Below are 19,174 nucleotides of genomic sequence, written 5' to 3' on the forward strand. Positions count from 1 at the left end.
AAGCCCTTCCCTTTTTACAAAATTCATGATAGGATTACTTTCGTACTTCAACGCATCGAAGTGCAAAAGCGAAAAGGAGTTTTTTATTATGATTGAACAACGACAAGTAAAACCAAGTATTCTCGAAGCCAGTTTATTAACACTTTTCATTATTGGAATTATTTCTTATTCAATTATTGAGCTTAAAAGTGTTCCACATATTCCAATCGTTCTTTCGATTATTGTTTTAATGACTTATGGGTTACTCAAAAAAGTTCCCTTCCGTCAATTAGAGGAAAGCATGGTGAACTCTGCAAAAACAGGGATCGGCGCGATTTACATTTTCCTGTTAATCGGGCTATTAATAAGTAGCTGGATTATCGGAGGAACGATTCCTACATTGCTATATATCGGTTTTTCCATTATTGCAGCGAGCTTCTTTTATGCGAGTGTATTCATTATTACCGGCATAATTGGAACGGCAATCGGAAGTTCCCTCACAACGGTCGGTACAGTTGGTGTAGCGATGCTAGGTGTTGCTACTGCAATGGATGCTTCCCTAGTTATTACTGCTGGAGCTATCGTTTCTGGTGCATTTTTTGGCGATAAGATGTCCCCTCTTTCGGATACAACGAATTTAGCGGCAACTGTTGTAGGTATTGACATGTTTACACATATACGAAACATGATGTACACAACAATTCCTGCCTTTATCTTATCTGTTATAGGCTATGCGATTTTATCACCAAAAGGCACGAGCATTGATGAGCAGTTAATTACACAGTATAAATCGGTATTACTCAGTACAAATCTTGTGCATTGGTATGCATTAATTCCGCTCTTTGTTTTAGTTATTTGTACGATTTTTAAAATTCCAAGTTTAATCACATTAACGATTAGTACGATTAGCGGTGTTGCCCTTTCTTATGCGCATAGTGCCATTCCGTTAAAAGAACTTGTCGGAATCTTATATGGCGGCTATGTTGCCAACACTGGTTTAGAAGCAATTGATTCGTTATTAACGCGCGGCGGTATGAATAGTATGCTGTTTACAATTATATTAATCGTACTTTCCCTTTCAATGGGCGGTCTGTTATTTTCATTAGGCATTATTCAAGCGTTGTTATCCTCGATTCAAAAATTACTTACAAGTGTAGGGAAAGCCATTACAGGGGCGGCATTTACTGCGGTTGCGATCAACTTTTTAATTGGTGAACAGTATTTATCGATTTTATTAACAGGTGAAACATACAAAGAAAAATTTAAAAGTTTAAATATGCATCCGAAAAATTTAGCACGCGTTATTGAAGATGCGGGTACGGTCATTAACCCTCTCGTTCCTTGGGGTGTTTGTGGTATATTCATTTCAACTGCATTAGATGTAAGCGTCATTAGCTATATACCGTTCGCATTTTTCTGCTTGCTGAGCCCGGTCATTACAATTTTATTTGGCTGGTTGAATATTACGATTACTAAGCAAAATTAAATCTCAGGCAAATACGTAATCAAAAACCGCTATCTTTCTTAGTTATTACTAATTAGATAGCGGTTTTTTGTGAAATGTGACTTAGCATTCACACAGCTATTATTATTTTCAAATAGCTACTTAATTACAAGTAATCTACTCACTTTAGTGATTTAAAGCTATCAATAAGTAAAGTATACTAGTAAAATACTTATAGGATAATAATTTTTCATGGACTTTTATTTGACATTCACTTTCTAGCAATTTAAGATGAAATTGAAGTAAAAAAATGGATAAAAGGGTGATTTTATGGAAAGTTTAGATAAGTCGAGATTGCTAGATAGTCAAGATCCATTAAAACAATACGCACAAGAATTTTATAAAAATGAAAATCAATATTACTTTGACGGGAACTCTTTAGGTTTGTTATCAAAACGTGCGGAAAATAGTGTATTAACGCTATTAAATTCATGGAAACAATACGGTATTGACGGTTGGACGAACGGCGAACATCCTTGGTATTTTTTATCCGAAAACTTAGGAGCGAAATGCGCACCATTAGTCGGAGCAAAAAAAGAGGAAGTTATTTTAACTGGTTCAACAACGACTAACTTACATCAGCTACTCGCAACATTTTTCCACCCTACTGCTGAGCGCAATAAAATTTTAGCTGATGAATTAAATTTCCCTTCCGATCTTTATGCTATGGCGAGTCATATTCAACTAAATAATTTACCGGCTGACCATTTAACATTTGTAAAAAGTGAAGACGGACAGACGATTACGACAGAAGCAATTATTGATGCGATGACTGATGATATTGCCGTTGCTGTATTGCCAGCTGTTTTATACCGCAGTGGTCAAGTGTTGGATATCGCAGCGATTACGAAAGCAGCACATGCGCGCGGCATTGTTATCGGCTTTGATTTATGTCACTCAATCGGCTCGATTCCCCATCAATTACATGATATGGGCGTAGATTTTGCGTTTTGGTGCAACTATAAACATTTAAACGGTGGTCCAGGTTCTGTTGCAGGTTTGTTCGTTCATGAAAAACATTTCGGGACAATGCCAGGGCTAGCTGGTTGGTTCGGTTCGGATAAAAAGAAACAATTTGATTTGGCGGTACAATTTTCTCCTGCAAGTGCAGCAGGTGCATATCAAATTGGGACACCACATATTTTAAGTATCGCGCCTATAGAAGGTTCCCTTACCATTTTTGAGGAAGTTGGCATTGAGGCGATTCGTGAAAAATCATTGCAATTAACAGGTTTTTTAATGAGTTGCTTACAACAGGAACTCCCTGATGTCTTTCATTTAGGAAACCCTACCGATGAAACACGTGGCGGTCATGTATTTTTAGTGCACGAAGAAGCGGCACGTATTTGCAAAGCACTAAAAGAAGCGGGTGTCATTCCTGATTTTAGAGCACCAAATGGAATCCGACTTGCACCAGTTGCCTTATACAATTCATTTGAAGAAGTGTGGAAAGTCGTTCAAATTTTGAAAGATATTATGGCAAATGAAACATACAAAAAGTTTCATAACGAACGTGAAATAATCGCTTAGGAGGAATTGATATGTCGAAACGCTCCATTTCTGAACTCGGGGAAAAAATGAAACAAGAAAAAGGGATTCATACGGATTTTAAAAATGATATGACGTACGGGGAATATTTAAGTTTAGAACATATTTTATCCAATCAAAATCGTTTGTCCAATCACCACGATGAAATGTTATTCATTATAATTCACCAAGTAAGTGAATTATGGATGAAATTAATTATCCATGAGCTACAGGCGGCCATCGAAGCAATCCAACGCAATGAATTGCAGCCTTCTTTTAAAATGCTAGCACGCGTTTCAAAAATTCAAATTCAAATTATTCAAGCGTGGGACGTGCTTGCGACAATGACACCCGCTGAGTATTTACAATTCCGTGATGAACTTGGCAAAGCTTCTGGCTTCCAAAGCTATCAATATCGACAAATAGAATTTGCTTTAGGGTATAAAACACCTTATATTTTAAAAATCTATGAAAAAGATCAAGAGATTTCAGAGATGTTACAAAAAGCTTCAAAAGCACCGAGCATTTATGATGTTTCAATTCAAGCATTAGCACGCGCTGGTTTACCAATTAATGAAGCACTGTTAAATCGGGATTTTAGTGTCGTTTATGATGGCGATGAATCAGTTGCTGCGGCTTGGAGTACCGTTTATAAAAATGTGGATAAATATTGGGATTTGTATCAACTCGCTGAAAAATTGGTCGATATTGAAGATTCTTTACAAACATGGCGTTTCAAACATATGAAAACAGTTGAACGAATTATTGGCTTTAAAATTGGGACGGGTGGTTCTTCCGGTGTCAATTACTTACGCCAAGTGTTAGACCACCGTTTCTTCCCAGAATTATGGGATTTACGAACAACGTTATAAAAAATTGGGGGAAATTGAGTGAAAGAAAACAAAGGTCAATGGTCAAGTAAGGTTGGCTTTATTTTAGCATCTACTGGTGCGGCAATAGGCTTAGGCGCCATTTGGAAAATGCCTTATGTAGCGGGTCAAAGCGGTGGTGGTGCATTCTTCTTAATTTTCGTCGTGTTAACCCTTCTCATTGGACTTCCGATGCTATTATCCGAGTATATTATCGGTCGTAGCTCACAAAAAGAAGCCGTTTCAGCGTACAGATTTTTAGCACCAAACACACCTGCATGGGCATGGATTGGGAAATTAGGGATACTTGGCTGTTTCTTGCTACTTTCTTTTTACAGTGTTGTTGGTGGATGGATTTTTATTTATAGTGGGGTTTCAGTTGTAGGAAATGTCATTGAGCCATCATTAGACACAGGTGCATTTTTTGGGCAAGTAACAGGAACACCCTGGATTGCTTTACTTGGTTTAGCGTTATTTACAATCGCAAACGTTGTCGTCATTGCACTAGGCGTTCAAAACGGCATTGAAAAAGCAAATAAATTTATGATGCCTTTATTATTCATCATGTTCTTCATTTTAGTCGTTCGTGCATTAACGCTAGATGGGGCTATGGAAGGTGTCAAATTTTTCTTATACCCTGATTTCACAAATATTACAGGGACATCCATTTTATATGCATTAGGGCAATCCTTCTTTGCATTAGCAGTCGGATTTTCTTGTTTAGTGACGTATAGTTCTTATTTAAAGAAAGATGTAAGCTTACCTAACGCTGCTGGATCGGTCGTGGGCTTAAGCATTTTCGTTTCATTTTTAGCTGGTTTAGCTATTTTCCCAGTCGTATTCGCATTTGATATGGAAGTAGCTGAAGGACCACCATTACTATTTATGGTATTACCCGCAGCGTTTTCGCAAATGCCATTCGGTGAGCTATTTTTAGCACTGTTTTTAATTTTATTCTTATTTGCAACATTGACTTCCTCATTTAGTATGTATGAAATTATTGTTGCAGCGACGGTCGAAAAATTCAAGATGACGCGTGCGAAATTAACGATCATCATTGGGATTATTGTATTTATTGCTTCGATTCCATCTACTTTAACGTACAGCACATTAAGCGACGTTTCGATTTTTGGCAGAAGCATTTTCGATGCAACAGATTTCTTAGTGTCCAATGTCATTTTGCCAATAGGAAACTTGCTCATTGCATACTTTATTATGCATGTAATGGATAAAAACATCGTAAAAAACGAACTACTTCAAGGCAGCAAAATGGGCGAAGGATTTTATAAAACGTATCGTTTCTTAATGACATTTGTCGTGCCCGCAGTTATTTTTGCTGTTCTTGTATATTTAGTCATTCAATATTAGAGGTGTACTATGTGGATTGATATTACGCAAACATTAAAAGCCGGAATTCCAAACTGGCCAGGTGATACACCGTTTCAATTTGAAGTTGGTTATACAAAAGAACAAACAGGTTCTGTTAATATCGGGAAAATGACGACTTCGATGCATATAGGTACACATGCTGATGCCCCTTTTCACTTTGATAATAATGGTGAAAAAGTGGATCAGCTTGATGTAAATGTGTTTATCGGGAAATGTTTCGTCATGGATTGTAGAGGGACTGCCGAAATTACGTGCGAGATGTTGCGTTCCGTTGATTTTAAAGGGGTTCAGCGTATTTTATTCAAAACTCTGGATACCATATCACCACAATTTCCAACGACAATTCCTGTTATCCACCCGAATGTCGCGCCCTTTTTACAGGATAAAGGGGTTGTGTTAGTAGGTGTTGATAACCCTTCTGTCGATCCATTAGACAGCAAGAAAGTGAGTGCGCATCATGCATTATATGAGGCGGGCATTCATATCGTCGAAGGACTAGTGCTTGAAACAATTGAACAAGGTTTTTATGATTTGATTGCTTTACCATTAAAAGTGGCAGGCGCAGACGGAGCACCAGTACGAGCCGTTATCAGGAAAATACCTTCACTTTAAACTGGAAATAATAATGACAAAGCGCAGTAACCCCGAATTACTAGGGATGCTGCGCTTTTTTATATCTATTAACAAAATACCTCTTCTTGCTTTTCTGTTAACTCAATTTCAAAGCCGATATCTTTTAGCATTTGGTAATCACTATTCACTTCTTGCCCTGCTGTTGTTAAATAATCGCCAACAAAAATACTGTTTGCTGCATACATACCAAGTGGTTGCAGCGATCCAAGATTTATTTCACGACCACCTGAAATACGAATTTCCTTTGTCGGATTAATATAACGGAATAGAGCTAAAACTTTTAAACAATAACGTGGATTTAGTTCTTTCGTGCCCTCCAGTTTTGTCCCGTCAATGGCATTTAAAAAATTGACTGGGATGGAATCGGCATCGAGCTGATAAAGCGCTCGTGCAATTTCTACCACGTCTTCCTTCGTTTCCTTCATCCCAATTATCGCACCTGAGCAAGGTGAAATCCCATGTTTTTTTACAGTTTCCACTGTATTGACACGGTCCTCATATGTATGAGATGTCGTAATATACGAATGATGGCGCTCCGATGTATTTAAGTTATGGTTGTACCGGTCTACCCCCGCCTCTTTTAATTGTTGCGCTTGCTCATCCTTTAATAGCCCTAAACATGCGCAAACCTTTAAACCGTATTTTTCTTTAATTTCCGTCACGGCTTCACTCACGACTTTGACATCTTTACGCGTTGGCCCACGTCCACTCGCAACGATACAGTACGTCCCAATTTTATTGTCAAATGCTCGTTTAGCACCTTCTAAAATCTCTTCCTTTGTAATAAATGGATATTTATCTATTGGCGCAGTAGATTTAGAAGATTGCGAACAATAACCACAATCCTCTGGGCAATAACCACTTTTCGCATTCATTATCATATTCAATTTTACTTTTTTACCGTAATAATGTTTGCGTATGGTAAATGCACCATCCATTAATTTCAATAACTCATCATCATCGCTCGTTAAAATGGCTAACGCTTCCTCATCGCTAATAACTTTTCCCTCGATAACTTCCTCTGCTAACTGTGACCAATTCATTATGCATGCCCCTTTTCCATCTGCCAAATTTTGATTGCTCTCGCCGAACGAAATACTTTATACAATCGTTCCGCTAATAATGCCGATACAATTGCTAAGCAAAAATCGGCAATGATACTATTTAAAAATCCAACTAAAAATACATGTGACCAACTCGTTTGCACGCCTAACCAAAAATTCAACGATACATATAAATACGGTACAGCGATTACATAAATAAGTAGGAGCCCCACAATATTCGCAAAGATAAAATGCCACTTTGTTGGTACCTCCACTTTTTCAAGAATCCCTCCTATAACAAATGCAGCAAGTGCAAAGCCAATTAAAAAACCAAATGTCGGCTGCATCACATATGTAATTCCTCCACCTTGCGTAAAGACAGGTAACCCAACTAAGCCAATACCGATATACACAAGTTGACTGAGCAAGCCATTACGACTACCAAGTAAACACCCGGCAAGAAAAACAAAAACAATTTGTAATGTAAATGGTACAACTGGTAATGGTACTTTAATAAAAGCGCCAATTGCTGTTAAAGCGGCGAACATCGCAACCATTACGAGTGATAATGTTTTTTGTCGTTGCTTCACTCCTTATCCCTCCCACCCTGCAAAAAATTGCGCCATTGTTTCTTTCGTCGTCTCAACCATGAAACGCATTTCTTCATCTGTAATAATATAAGGTGGCATAAAATATAAAATGTTTCCTAGTGGTCGAATGAGTAACCCTTTTGCTAAAGCCATTTTATAAATTTGATAGCCAATCCGATCCTCACTCGGTAAAGGTTCTTTCGTGTCGCAATCTCTTACTAGCTCAATCGCACCGACTAGTCCAACTTGACGATACTCCCCTACATATGGAAGTCCACTAAATGCTTCAATTGCTAGCTTTCTCATGTACTCACCTTTACGTTGCACAATTTCGATATAATTTTCCTCTTCGAATATCGTCAAAACTTCCAGTGCTACCCGACAAGCGAGTGTATTTCCTGTATAACTATGCGAATGTAAAAAAGCCTTCATCTTGTTGTAATCATCATAAAAAGCATCGTAAATTGCATTTGTTGTTAACACGACAGATAACGGTAAGTAGCCACCTGTTAATCCTTTTGATAGACACATAAAATCCGGTGAAATATTCGCTTGCTCACAAGCAAACATTGTACCCGTTCGACCAAATCCAACCGCGATTTCGTCCGCAATTAAATGCACATCATATTTTGTACATAAAGCTCTTAGTCGCTCTAAATAAATTGATGGATACATTTTCATACCCGCGGCTGCCTGAATAAGTGGCTCAATAATAACAGCCGTAATTTCCTCATGATGTGAAATTAATTCCGCTTCGACAAAACGAATACATTGTGCCTGACAGCTTGCCGGCCGATCATTAAATGGACAACGGAAACAATCCGGTCCTTGTGCACGTACCGTATCGAGTAAGAGTGGTTGATATACGTCGTTATATAGATCTACACCTCCGACAGATAGCGCTCCAAGTGTCTCTCCATGATAGGCATCCGTTAATGCAAGAAATCGTTTTTTCGTTGTCTTGCCACTTTGCATATGAAATTGAAAGCTCATTTTCAATGCGACTTCTATAGAAGAGGAACCATTATCTGCAAAAAAAACTTTGTTTAAGCCCTCTGGTGTTAAAGCGACTAATTTTTCGGCAACACGTATAGCTGGTTCATGTGTGAAATTTGCAAAAATTGTATGCTCTAGCTGAAATGCTTGTTCGCTTAACGCTTGGCTTATGCGTGAATTGGCATGACCAAATAAATTTACCCACCAAGAAGAGACGGCATCTAAATATCGATTGCCATGCTCATCATAAAGCCACACACCTTCTCCTCTTACAATGACGATTGGCGGAAATTGTTCATAATCCTTCATTTGTGAGCATGGATGCCATACATGTCGTAAATCTCTCTCTTGCCAGTCAGATAATCTTTGTTTCATATTGATACAGCCTTTCAAATAACGATGTATTTGTAATAGAATGATCCATTGCTTTTGAAATTTCTTTATACTGTGGAATGACTGCATATGGTTTTGGATGATGCTGTAAAATCGTTTCAATATTATTACGTTCCATCGCACTTCCTGTATCGCCATTAAAGGCAATGCCTAGCACTTCAATTCCTCTTGACTTTAATACTTCTAACGTCAATAATGTGTGATTAATTGTTCCAAGCTTTGTCCGTGTAACGACTACAACAGGTAACTGACTTTGCATAATTACATCAAGAAACGTTTCCTCTCCTTTTGCATCTAGTGGTACAAAAATCCCCCCAGCACCTTCACAAATTACGATATCAACCATTTTTTGTAATCGGTTAATTTGCTGTAAAATGCGCTGTATATCAATTTGCTGCCCTTCAAGTTGAGCTGCAAAATGTGGTGATGCAGGCTCTTTAAATGAATAATCGTTCAAATTGGCTCGTGCTAACGATTGCAAAGAATACGTTTCATATATTGTTGTATCGTAATAATAGGTATGTCCTCCCTCAATCACTTCCCCTGTCTGAACCGGTTTGTACGGTGTCACCCTTATTCCTTGTAATTGTAACTGCCGCATTAATAACGTGGTCACACATGTTTTTCCGACATCTGTATCTGTGCCAATTACCCAAAAGTGCTGCATTGTTCTCCCCCCTTTTACGTTAACCTAATCTTTTTTTATGTTAACACATTATTTTTTAAGTTGTAAATAATATTTTTTAATTGAGAGAAATTCATTGATAAAAACCCATTTAGAAAAATGACCTAAAAAAATCAATTACACCGAGGCGTACTTGATTAGAGGTTCGTTATGTGGATTGATATTACTCAAGCGTCGTGTTAGTAAGTGTTGACAATCCATTAGACAGTAAAGAAGTCAGCGCGCATCATGTATTCTATCAAGGCAGAGCACCCGTACGAACAGTTATCCTTAAAATACATGTACCTTTACTCAACTATTTACCGGAAATAATAATGACAAAGCGCAGTAACCCCGAGTATTAGGGATTACTGCGCTTTTTTTATTTATTATGCTATTTCTAAAGTCGAATTTTCACATCTAAAATAACTTTCATCGAGTAAATCATCAAAATCATCTTATACAATTTTAGTTAAACCGCTACTTTTTAAGCTACTTTCCGCATTTTCCATAAAAAGTACAACGTAGGGATAATCAAAATTGCCGAAAAAGCAATACCTCCATTAATCGAAGTATATAGCGCAATGATCCCAACAAGAGGACCTCCAGCTACCTGTCCGAGCGCATCTAACTGACCGAACATCGAAATTGCAGTAGCCCTACCTTGTGACTGCAATCGCTCGTTTGTCATCACACTCATTAATGGATAATTGATGTTTCGTAGTGTAGCAATTGTCCAATACAATAATACCGCAATCAAAAAGTTTCCAGTAAACGCGAAAAACAGCATAGCGAAAGATAATACACTATTAGCCAGCAACAAAATCGTTGCATAGCGCGCTTTCATATTAATCTCGACAACTTTCAGCACTGCAATATTCAGGAGAAAGGCAATGGCATAAAAGGATCCAAACCAGTAAATAGAGTCTTCCTCTGCTAGACTGAAACTTCCAATAAAATGTGCGCCCCATAAACGGTCAAAACCTTCACTAGCAAGTCCCCAGAATAATGTGATAGCCGCAATCGCAACTAACACTGTATTCCCCTTTATTTGTGACACGCCACCCTTTAAAGCTAACAGTATCTGTCTAAAATTAGAATGATTTTCTCGGGAAATCGTTACAAATTTCGTTTCCGGCATAATCATAAGTGTAATGATTGCTAATAGAACTAACAATGAGCCCGCAATCAAAATCGTTATTTGTACAGAAAAAACAGTAGCAATGAGTACACTAACAATAATTCCAGTAAATGCACCAAACGAACTGTATTGTGCCCCCTTAAGAAATACTTGATCCAAACTTTTGTTTTCCAGTTCGTCTGCGATCCACGCTTGTTCCGCACCACTAATAAACGTCCAACCAATCCCCCACAATGCCGAACCGACCGCAATTGCCCAAAATTCCGGAAAGCTCCCTTCAAGCAAATGAGCAGCCCCTATAATGAACGTTCCAATGACTAATGACTTCTTTCTTCCGAAAAAGTCCGCCACTAACCCTGTTGGTATTTCAAATAATAAAATAGAAAGTTCCATAATCGTTCCTACCAAGACGAGTTGTAAAGGGTTTAGCCCAGCTTGGGATACATAATAAATCGCGTTCAGCGTAAATACCATCTGGATGATGAATGCGCGTGAACTTGTTGTAAAGTAGTAAATATTTTTGATATTCAATGTTTTGTCCTCCGATTTTTTAGCAGTTCCATTTGGATGCTCAAACCGGAAGATAAGTTCACAAAAATCAATTATGCCTCGGCGTAATTGCGTCCAGATTTTTTCGAGCATGCTCGTTGGGGAAGTTAGCCTAAGTTCGTCGTGTCCATGCGACAACGGCTAACTGACCTGCATCACGCAGGCCTCCTTAAAAAATCTGTGACATCCGCCGGGGCTTTAATTTGCTTCAGCTGAAGCAAATTTAATTAAGCTAACATACCCTCCGATTTGATGTAGAAAGTAAGTGTTGTGCTTTTCATATTCATCTCTCCTTATTCTTTATTAAATTTAGTATAATAGTATCTTTTAGAATAGTCACACAATTAATCGGGATTACTCCTTTATAAGGCGTCATATACAAATCACTATGCACAATAATTCTTTTGATGAATTGGAAAACAATAAAACAAATTTGAAACTAAAGAGTCAATCGTTCGTATATTAATTATTAAGGTTATCTTATAATGTAACGTTTCGGTCAACCTATTTTAATATTACTATCAAAGGAGATTAACCATGACACACTATCATTTTATTAGTCCAGTTTTGAAACGATCTACAAAAGAAATAAGGATTTTAGATGAAAATAATATAGAAGTTGGAACAATTCAACGTTATTTTAATAGTAAATTCAGTTATTTCTTTGACATTTTCTTATCGAATTTTATTGTAAATATAAAAGCTCATGATAAGACAAAAATGATTGTTGCCAAAGTAGAAGAAAATGTGAAATGGAAAGATTTTATTAAATTCGTACGACTAAATTGGAATGTAACAAATGAGTTAGGTACATTTAAAATGATAGATCGAACGAAGATTAAGACGCATCCGGAATATGAACTTTTGATAAATGACCTATCTTATAAAATAAATAAGGATTTAGGAAATAAAACAATTAAAATACATAATGATGCAGCTCAATTAGTAGCTACAATTCAATACGATAAAATGATTCCGCCTCAGAGGTATACAATTAACATCATTAATCCAGAAGTCAGCATTCATACCGTTGCATGTTTATCTTATGTTTTTATTTTGAGAAATTAGATTTTTAAGACTTTCATTTCCATGAAACGCCATCTATCTGATATATTTAAGAAAAGGGAGGATGAAATAGGATGAGAATTTTTGATGCACATTTTCACATTATTGATTTTGATTTTCCGATTATCGAGAACCAAAGATATACACCACCAAGCTATGTTGTCACAAATTATGAACATGAAACAGCTCACTTGAATGTATTAGGTGGAGCGATTGTATCTGGATCATTTCAAGGTTTTGATCAAGGTTATTTATTGAAGGCACTTAAACAAATGGGACCTGCATTTTGTGGGGTTACACAATTACCTTTTACTGTGACGGATGATGAAATTTTAAACTTACATAATAATGGAGTAAGAGCATTACGATTTAATATTAAACGAGGCGGCTCAGAGGATTTATCAAAGCTCGATTACTTTGCAAGAAGAGTTTATGATTTGGTTGGGTGGCATAGCGAGCTGTATATTGATGCAAAAGAGTTACCTGAAATTGCATCAACCATCGAAAAACTACCTGCTATTTCTATTGACCATTTAGGTTTGTCTGAAGAAGGCCTACCTCATTTGTTGAATTTAGTAGATAAAGGGATACACGTAAAAGCAACCGGTTTTGGACGTGTAGAATTAAATGTAGAAAATGCCATGAAGTCCATCTATTCAGCGAATCCTGATGCACTAATGTTCGGGACAGATTTGCCATCAACTAGAGCCAAAAGACCTTTTGAAGTGGCGGATATTGAATTGATTCAGCAACTATTTGATGAAAAGGCCGCTGATAAAATTTTATATTCAAATGCTTTCAAATGGTATTTCAAGTAATATGACGTGATTAATAATTGAAAAATGAAAGAACAAGGAGGAATTAACATTGCAGATAAAAGAAAAAAATGAACTACTAGAATGGTTAAAAGCCATCGTTGTCGCAGTTGTTTTTGTCATAGCTGTTCGTACTTTTATTTTCACACCAACCCTTGTAAGCGGGAAATCTATGATGCCTACCTATGAAGATGGGGATCGAGTTGTAGTAAATATTATTGGTAAACAAATATCTGGTTTAAAGCGTTTCGATGTCATTGTTTTCAACGCGACCGAAGAGACCAATTATATTAAACGAGTTATCGGCTTACCTGGTGACCATATCGCTTACAAAGATGATGTGTTGTACATAAATGGTAACCCTTATGACGAGCCTTATTTAGATGCATATAAAGCCCAATTAATGGGGCACGGTACTTTGACACAGGACTTTACGCTTGAAGATTTAGCGAATGTGTCAATAATTCCTGAAGGCTATTTATTCGTATTAGGTGATAATCGGGTTAATAGCACGGATAGTCGACATCCAACAGTCGGATTAATTTCGATGGATACTGTAATTGGTAAAGCAAACATTCGATTTTACCCATTCGAGCAGATTGGGATTGTAAAATAATTGGTAAAAAGCAAAAGACTGTTCTAGAATTTTACCCCTAGAACAGTCATCTTCACATTAAACCTCCAAAAAGCCCTTCAATTCATCCATTCTTTTCGTCGCTTGCTCATAGCCCATTTCATAATTCGCCTTCATTTGGTCAACTTTACTTTCAAAGCTTTTTAATGCATTATCCGGCTTGAAAATAAAGGCATTGCCTTGCTGTTCGATTTCCGAAATTTGATTTAATGTTTCATTGTAGCGATCTACACGATTATTTAACGCCGCCGCAAGTCTTGGATAACGCTTTTTAAATAACTTCATTGTAAGATCACTTGTTTTCGAAGCTTCCTTTATATAACCTGGCTCCCTCGTTAGCACAATTAAATGCTTGTGGAATCCCTTTTCAATAGCGCGATTAATCGGAATTGGATCAGCCAATCCCCCATCATAATAAGGGGCATTGCCAATTTTTATTTCCGGAAACAGTACCGGAATCGCACAAGTTGCTTGTAAAATATCGCAACTTTTTGTCATTTGGAATGCGTCTTTATACTCTACTTTTCCCGTGTACGCATTCGTTACCCCAAATTCCGCCTCGCCAGGATAGTGATAATACGCATCCCAATCGAAAATCTCCAGTTCATTTGGCACAACATTATAAGAAAAATCCAATCCAAAAATACTTTTTTCCTTTAAAAAATTGCGTATCCCCATATAACGAGGGTCCTTACGATACTTCGTCAATACACGCAAAGTACGCTCCGGCTGGTTGGACATATACGACACCGCATTAATCGCACCCGCTGAAATCGCTGCAATATAAGGCATATGAATTTCTTCTTTCATTAGGGCATCTAAAATACCCGCAGTATACACCGTACGAAATGTCCCGCCCTCTAATATAAGGCTACAATTCTCGATTTTCTCCATAAGTTCACTCGTTTCATCTAACTTATTTCTTCATATCGTATCAAATAATACCCAAGTTATGGACAATTTTTTGCGAATACATACTTCTATTCCTTTTTATCTTTTCCCAAAAACACCATCTTCCAAAATATTCAGAAATATGTTATTATTTACTTCGAACATCGGAATATAGGAGGGAATTACTTATGTCAATGATTCAACGTAATGAAGTAGCTATTGATGAAACTTGGAATTTAGAAGATATCTTTAACAGTGAACAAGCTTTTGAAAATGCAATTATCGAGGTTGAAATGTATGTGCATCAAGTCGTTACTGCATTAACAGGTAACATTACGAATGCACAAAGTGTTGTGAAGGCCCTTGCAACAAATGAAACGATTAATGAAAAATTAGTGAAGATTGGGACATATGCGAACCTTTTACTAAGCGGGGAGCAAACAAACTCCGACCATCAAATGCGTGCTGCAAAAGTTGGGCAACTTGCCGCTACGATTGCGACAAAGCTATCATTCGTAAAAAGTGATTTACTCGCGTTAGATGAAGCTATTTTAAAAGAAGCGCAAGTATTAAATCCAGCTGTTGCAAATTATATCGAAAAGCTACTTATTCAAAAGCCTTATCAATTACATCCCGAAGCTGAAAAAGCGTTAGCCGCATTTGGCGCGTCATTTAGTGCACCATATGAGCTATACAATACGACGAAGCTAGTTGATATGAACTTTCCTCAATTCGAAGTAGACGGTGAACAATTCCAACTGAGCTACAATTCATTTGAAGGAGACTGGGAGCTAGAAGCAGATCCAGCAAAACGCCGCGCTGCATTTGATGCATTCTATAAGAAATTAAGTGACTATCAACATACAACAGCCAAAACATATAATACCCATTTAAAAATGGAGAAAACGAAATCTGATTTACGCGGCTATCCTACAATTTTTGATTCATTACTTCAATCACAAGAGGTTGATCGTACACTATATGACCGTCAAATTGATTTAATTATGAATGAACTCGCGCCACATATGCGACGTTATGCAAAGCTTTTACAAAAAACACATGAACTTGAAAAAATGACGTTTGCGGATTTAAAAATTTCTTTAGATCCATCATTTGAGCCGAAAATTACAGTGGAACAATCGCGCCAATATATGAAGGAAGGCTTAGCTGTCATGGGCGAGGATTACGGCAAAATGTTGGACCGTTCATTTGATGAGCGCTGGATTGACTTCGCTCAAAATGCTGGTAAATCAACGGGTGCCTTTTGCTCAAGTCCTTATGGCGTGCATCCTTACGTTTTAATTTCATGGACGAGTCGCATGAATGAAGTGTTTGTCCTTGCCCACGAACTTGGCCATGCAGGGCACTTCTATTTATCAAATGAAGCGCAAAACATTTTTAATGCTCGTCCTTCTTTATATTTCATCGAAGCACCTTCAACGATGAATGAAATGCTAATGGCGAACCATTTATTAAAAAATTCTACGGATCCTCGCTTTAAACGTTGGGTCATTTCAACAATTATTAGCCGCACGTATTATCATAATTTCGTTACGCATTTACTAGAGGCAGCATACCAGCGTAAAGTGTATGAAATAATTGATGCAGGTGGAAATGTGAACGCACCAAAATTAAACGAATTGAAGCGCGAAGTATTGGAGCAATTCTGGGGAGATACAGTCGAGGTAAATGATGGTGCTGAGTTAACTTGGATGCGCCAACCACATTACTATATGGGGCTTTATCCATACACGTACTCAGCTGGTTTAACAATTTCTACACAAGTGTCACAACGCATTTTGGATGGTGATGAAAATGCCGTGGCGGATTGGATTGAAGTATTAAAATCAGGTGGTACAAAATCACCAGTTGATCTTGCAAAAATGGCAGGTGTCGATATTACAACAGAAAAGCCGTTGCGTGATACGATTGCATTTATCGGTGAGATGATCACACAATTAGAGCAATTGACAGAAGAAATGGTTCTTTCATAAAATTAGAAGAGCATTACACCCCGTATTTTACGTTGTGTAATGCTCTTTAGTTTCCTTAAATTACGAGCGTTTGTTTAACGACATCCGGCTGTTGGAATAAAACGGATACACCTGATTCAATTGCAGCTGAACCAACTGCTTTAGCAACGACACCAGCCACTCTCTCATCCATAGAGCTTGGCACGATAAAGTCTTCGTTAAGTTCTTCGTCCGTTACTAACGAGGCAATCGCTTCTACCGCTGCCAACTTCATCGTTTCATTAATATCTGTCGCACGAACGTCTAATGCACCACGGAAAATTCCTGGGAATGCTAACATATTATTAATTTGATTCGCATGATCCGAGCGTCCTGTTCCAATAATGCGAGCGCCCCATTTTTTTGCATTTTCTGGTGTTACTTCTGGATTAGGGTTCGCCATAGCAAAAATAATTGGATCAGTGGCCATTGATTGAATATTTGCCTCTGTCAAAATATCAGCTACTGATACACCGATAAATACATCCGCTCCAACTAATGCATCACTTAAGCTCCCACGTAATTGATACGGGTTTGATAAATTCGCTACTTGGTCTTTTATCGGGTTCATTCCCTCTTTGCGGCCCTCATAAATGATGCCTTTTGTATCACACATGATGACATTCGTATAACCCATTTGAATTAAAATACGTAAAATGGCAATGCCTGCTGCGCCTGCACCATTAATAACCACTTTCATATCTTTCACATTTTTCTTCACAAGTTTTACCGCATTAATCAACCCAGCCCCTACTACAATGGCCGTACCATGTTGATCATCATGGAACACAGGGATATTGCATTCTGCACGTAAACGATCCTCAATTTCAAAGCAACGTGGTGCCGAAATATCCTCTAAATTAATCCCACCATATGTAGGTGAAATTGCCTTGACTATTTGCACAATTTCATCGACATTCTTCGTTGCTAAGCATACTGGAACCGCATCTACATTGGCAAAACGCTTTAATAATAACGCCTTCCCTTCCATTACAGGTAATGCTGCCTCAGGTCCAATATCACCTAGCCCTAATACCGCTGTTCCATCCGTCACAATGGCAACTAAATTGCCTTTCATCGTATAGTCATACACAGCTGATGGGTTTTTCTCTATTTCTAAGCAAGGTGCCGCAACTCCAGGTGAGTAAGCTAAGCTCAAGTCATATTTATCTTGAAGAGGAACCTTCGAACGAATTTCCATCTTTCCTCCATAGTGTTCGTGCATTTCAAGTGATTTTTTCATTAAATCCATTTGTATCAATCCTTTCAAATTTTTAGAATTTTCTTTATATTTATGAATATTATTCGTTTCTATTTCATTTGTCAACAATAATATTTACTTTTAAAACAATAGTTGTAAAAACATCAACTAAACCATTAATACCAATACTTTAAACGTTTTTTCGATAACAATCAACTTTGTTAAAACCTACACAATCTATTATATTAAAATAATTAATGAAAAGGTTATCATTTATAAACAGTTGATTTACCACGGTTGTATTTGTGATATTTTGCACGAAGTATTTTTCTGATTGTAATAATATTTCTTTCACAAACTTTATTTCACCCGTCAAAAAAACAGAAAAAAATTTTAGACACAATTTCATCACATTTTTTTTGCTACACTAGTAGGAACTGGAGGGAATTTGATGAATGAAAATCAAAAACAAGAAGAGCTGACCGAAGAGGAATTTTTAGAACTTGTATTAGAGGAACAAGAAAAGGCAATTGCGAAGGCACGCGAACAACGCTTAAACCCGACACTTCAAAAACCAAAAAAGCAAAAGCCCATAGTACGGATCTTTGTTTGGCTAATTGCTCTTTCACTCATTTTTAATACATTTGCCGTTATTTTCAATATGTATTCCATTCCTGCGATTGATTTTTTACGTGTTTCCAGTCATTTATCTGGACAGGCAACGATTCAAACATATAAAGAAGCTGTAGTGACGATTAATACACAAGATAGTAAGGGAACGGGCTTTGCTATTTCATCAGATGGCTATATATTGACGAACGAACATGTCATTGATGAGGCTTTAACGATTAGCGTTACATTTCCTGATGGGCAAATTTACGAGGCTAACGTTGAAGATGCATACGAGCAATTTGATTTAGCGTTATTAAAAGTTGAGGCGGAAGACCTTCCACATTTGAAGTTGGCAACATCGAGTCAATTTGAAGCGGAGGAACATGTTTATTTCATTGGAAATCCATTGTATTTTAGCGGCATTGCCAATGAAGGTAAACTATTAGACTATACTACCGCCTCCTCAATCGACACGGAGGTCATTATGATGGACGCGCCTGTTTATAAAGGGAATAGCGGCAGTCCTGTCATCAATGAAGCTGGAGAAGTCATTGGTGTCGTATTCGCTACGGGTAAGCGCGAACCATACGGGAAGGTCGGTTTATTTATTCCGATTGAAGCCGTTCACGAAAATTTTTCGGCATTTCTACCATAGATTAATTTTTCC

At 37.5% G+C, this 19,174-nt stretch carries 17 protein-coding genes; 10 read left to right on the forward strand and 7 right to left on the reverse strand.

Translation table 11 applies throughout. The features are described 5' to 3' along the window. The first annotated feature begins 88 nt into the window (after nucleotides 1–88). The 5 genes from nhaC to kynB all read left to right on the forward strand — a co-directional run bounded on the left by nhaC (nucleotide 89) and on the right by kynB (nucleotide 5,880). Nucleotides 89–1,465, forward strand: a complete 1,377-nt coding sequence (nhaC, locus tag ACQKIH_RS10075; protein ID WP_057982387.1) for a Na+/H+ antiporter NhaC — start codon at nucleotides 89–91, stop codon at nucleotides 1,463–1,465. A gap of 288 nt (nucleotides 1,466–1,753) precedes the next feature. Next, nucleotides 1,754–3,013, forward strand: coding sequence for a kynureninase (kynU, locus tag ACQKIH_RS10080; protein WP_427765614.1), 1,260 nt, complete (start codon nucleotides 1,754–1,756; stop codon nucleotides 3,011–3,013). An 11-nt stretch (nucleotides 3,014–3,024) separates the two neighbouring features. Continuing rightward, entirely contained in the window at nucleotides 3,025–3,882 is an 858-nt protein-coding gene (kynA, locus tag ACQKIH_RS10085) for a tryptophan 2,3-dioxygenase (RefSeq protein ID WP_057982383.1), read from the forward strand. Nucleotides 3,883–3,900: 18 nt separating this feature from the next. Further along, nucleotides 3,901–5,247, forward strand: a complete 1,347-nt coding sequence (locus ACQKIH_RS10090) for a sodium-dependent transporter (RefSeq protein ID WP_057982381.1) — start codon at nucleotides 3,901–3,903, stop codon at nucleotides 5,245–5,247. Nucleotides 5,248–5,256: 9 nt separating this feature from the next. Next, entirely contained in the window at nucleotides 5,257–5,880 is a 624-nt protein-coding gene (gene kynB / locus ACQKIH_RS10095) for an arylformamidase (RefSeq protein ID WP_427765618.1), read from the forward strand. 68 nt (nucleotides 5,881–5,948) lie between these two features. On the opposite strand, the gene bioB is transcribed toward kynB, so the two are convergent. From bioB to ACQKIH_RS10120, 5 genes are all read right to left on the reverse strand, one after another. Continuing rightward, nucleotides 5,949–6,944, reverse strand: a complete 996-nt coding sequence (gene bioB, locus ACQKIH_RS10100) for a biotin synthase BioB (RefSeq protein ID WP_427765620.1) — start codon at nucleotides 6,942–6,944, stop codon at nucleotides 5,949–5,951. Further along, a complete protein-coding gene (locus tag ACQKIH_RS10105; RefSeq protein ID WP_427765692.1) occupies nucleotides 6,944–7,501 on the reverse strand; it encodes a biotin transporter BioY in 558 nt (185 codons plus the stop codon). Before ACQKIH_RS10105 ends, bioB begins: the two co-directional genes overlap by 1 nt. A gap of 36 nt (nucleotides 7,502–7,537) precedes the next feature. After that, complete coding sequence (bioA, locus tag ACQKIH_RS10110; RefSeq protein WP_427765622.1) at nucleotides 7,538–8,905, reverse strand: adenosylmethionine--8-amino-7-oxononanoate transaminase; 1,368 nt, start codon at nucleotides 8,903–8,905, stop codon at nucleotides 7,538–7,540. Continuing rightward, a complete protein-coding gene (gene bioD / locus ACQKIH_RS10115) occupies nucleotides 8,886–9,590 on the reverse strand; it encodes a dethiobiotin synthase (protein WP_427765625.1) in 705 nt (234 codons plus the stop codon). The genes bioA and bioD overlap by 20 nt, the downstream gene beginning before the upstream one ends. A gap of 484 nt (nucleotides 9,591–10,074) precedes the next feature. Next, nucleotides 10,075–11,259 (reverse strand): MFS transporter, encoded by a 1,185-nt coding sequence (locus tag ACQKIH_RS10120; RefSeq protein ID WP_427765628.1) that lies wholly within the window; start codon nucleotides 11,257–11,259, stop codon nucleotides 10,075–10,077. A gap of 555 nt (nucleotides 11,260–11,814) precedes the next feature. Between ACQKIH_RS10120 and ACQKIH_RS10125 the strand changes: the two genes are divergently transcribed. From ACQKIH_RS10125 to lepB, 3 genes are all read left to right on the forward strand, one after another. After that, nucleotides 11,815–12,345: a tubby C-terminal domain-like protein gene (locus tag ACQKIH_RS10125; protein WP_427765630.1), complete on the forward strand. Its 531-nt coding sequence runs from the start codon at nucleotides 11,815–11,817 to the stop codon at nucleotides 12,343–12,345. A 71-nt stretch (nucleotides 12,346–12,416) separates the two neighbouring features. Beyond that, complete coding sequence (locus tag ACQKIH_RS10130) at nucleotides 12,417–13,160, forward strand: amidohydrolase family protein (protein WP_427765633.1); 744 nt, start codon at nucleotides 12,417–12,419, stop codon at nucleotides 13,158–13,160. A 49-nt stretch (nucleotides 13,161–13,209) separates the two neighbouring features. Further along, entirely contained in the window at nucleotides 13,210–13,773 is a 564-nt protein-coding gene (gene lepB / locus ACQKIH_RS10135) for a signal peptidase I (protein ID WP_427765635.1), read from the forward strand. 57 nt (nucleotides 13,774–13,830) lie between these two features. Here lepB and ACQKIH_RS10140 read toward each other — a convergent pair whose 3' ends face one another. After that, nucleotides 13,831–14,685 carry a patatin-like phospholipase family protein gene (locus tag ACQKIH_RS10140; RefSeq protein ID WP_427765638.1) on the reverse strand — a complete coding sequence of 285 codons (855 nt, stop codon included), beginning with the start codon at nucleotides 14,683–14,685 and terminating at the stop codon, nucleotides 13,831–13,833. Nucleotides 14,686–14,870: 185 nt separating this feature from the next. Here ACQKIH_RS10140 and pepF point away from each other — a divergent pair, with 185 nt between their 5' ends. Further along, a complete protein-coding gene (gene pepF, locus ACQKIH_RS10145; RefSeq protein WP_427765641.1) occupies nucleotides 14,871–16,676 on the forward strand; it encodes an oligoendopeptidase F in 1,806 nt (601 codons plus the stop codon). Between the two features lie 55 nt (nucleotides 16,677–16,731). On the opposite strand, the gene ACQKIH_RS10150 is transcribed toward pepF, so the two are convergent. Beyond that, nucleotides 16,732–17,946, reverse strand: coding sequence for an NAD(P)-dependent malic enzyme (locus ACQKIH_RS10150; RefSeq protein ID WP_427765643.1), 1,215 nt, complete (start codon nucleotides 17,944–17,946; stop codon nucleotides 16,732–16,734). A 400-nt stretch (nucleotides 17,947–18,346) separates the two neighbouring features. On the opposite strand from ACQKIH_RS10150, the gene ACQKIH_RS10155 reads away from it, so the two are divergent. Beyond that, a complete protein-coding gene (locus tag ACQKIH_RS10155; protein ID WP_427765646.1) occupies nucleotides 18,347–19,162 on the forward strand; it encodes a S1C family serine protease in 816 nt (271 codons plus the stop codon). Nucleotides 19,163–19,174: the final 12 nt, after the last annotated feature.

The organism is Solibacillus cecembensis (assembly GCF_050272495.1).
Classification (GTDB): Bacteria; Bacillota; Bacilli; order Bacillales_A; family Planococcaceae; genus Solibacillus; species Solibacillus cecembensis.

Bases quoted from the DNA above. Each gene is read 5' to 3' on its own strand.
- kynA (WP_057982383.1), top strand. From the start codon at position 3,025: ATGTCGAAACGCTCCATTTCTGAACTCGGGGAAAAAATGAAACAAGAA.
- ACQKIH_RS10125 (WP_427765630.1), top strand. From the start codon at position 11,815: ATGACACACTATCATTTTATTAGTCCAGTTTTGAAACGATCTACAAAA.
- ACQKIH_RS10105 (WP_427765692.1), bottom strand. From the start codon at position 7,501: ATGGTTGCGATGTTCGCCGCTTTAACAGCAATTGGCGCTTTTATTAAA.
- nhaC (WP_057982387.1), top strand. From the start codon at position 89: ATGATTGAACAACGACAAGTAAAACCAAGTATTCTCGAAGCCAGTTTA.
- ACQKIH_RS10150 (WP_427765643.1), bottom strand. From the start codon at position 17,946: ATGGATTTAATGAAAAAATCACTTGAAATGCACGAACACTATGGAGGA.
- kynU (WP_427765614.1), top strand. From the start codon at position 1,754: ATGGAAAGTTTAGATAAGTCGAGATTGCTAGATAGTCAAGATCCATTA.
- pepF (WP_427765641.1), top strand. From the start codon at position 14,871: ATGTCAATGATTCAACGTAATGAAGTAGCTATTGATGAAACTTGGAAT.
- bioA (WP_427765622.1), bottom strand. From the start codon at position 8,905: ATGAAACAAAGATTATCTGACTGGCAAGAGAGAGATTTACGACATGTA.
- bioB (WP_427765620.1), bottom strand. From the start codon at position 6,944: ATGAATTGGTCACAGTTAGCAGAGGAAGTTATCGAGGGAAAAGTTATT.
- ACQKIH_RS10140 (WP_427765638.1), bottom strand. From the start codon at position 14,685: ATGGAGAAAATCGAGAATTGTAGCCTTATATTAGAGGGCGGGACATTT.
- ACQKIH_RS10155 (WP_427765646.1), top strand. From the start codon at position 18,347: ATGAATGAAAATCAAAAACAAGAAGAGCTGACCGAAGAGGAATTTTTA.
- bioD (WP_427765625.1), bottom strand. From the start codon at position 9,590: ATGCAGCACTTTTGGGTAATTGGCACAGATACAGATGTCGGAAAAACA.
- ACQKIH_RS10130 (WP_427765633.1), top strand. From the start codon at position 12,417: ATGAGAATTTTTGATGCACATTTTCACATTATTGATTTTGATTTTCCG.
- kynB (WP_427765618.1), top strand. From the start codon at position 5,257: ATGTGGATTGATATTACGCAAACATTAAAAGCCGGAATTCCAAACTGG.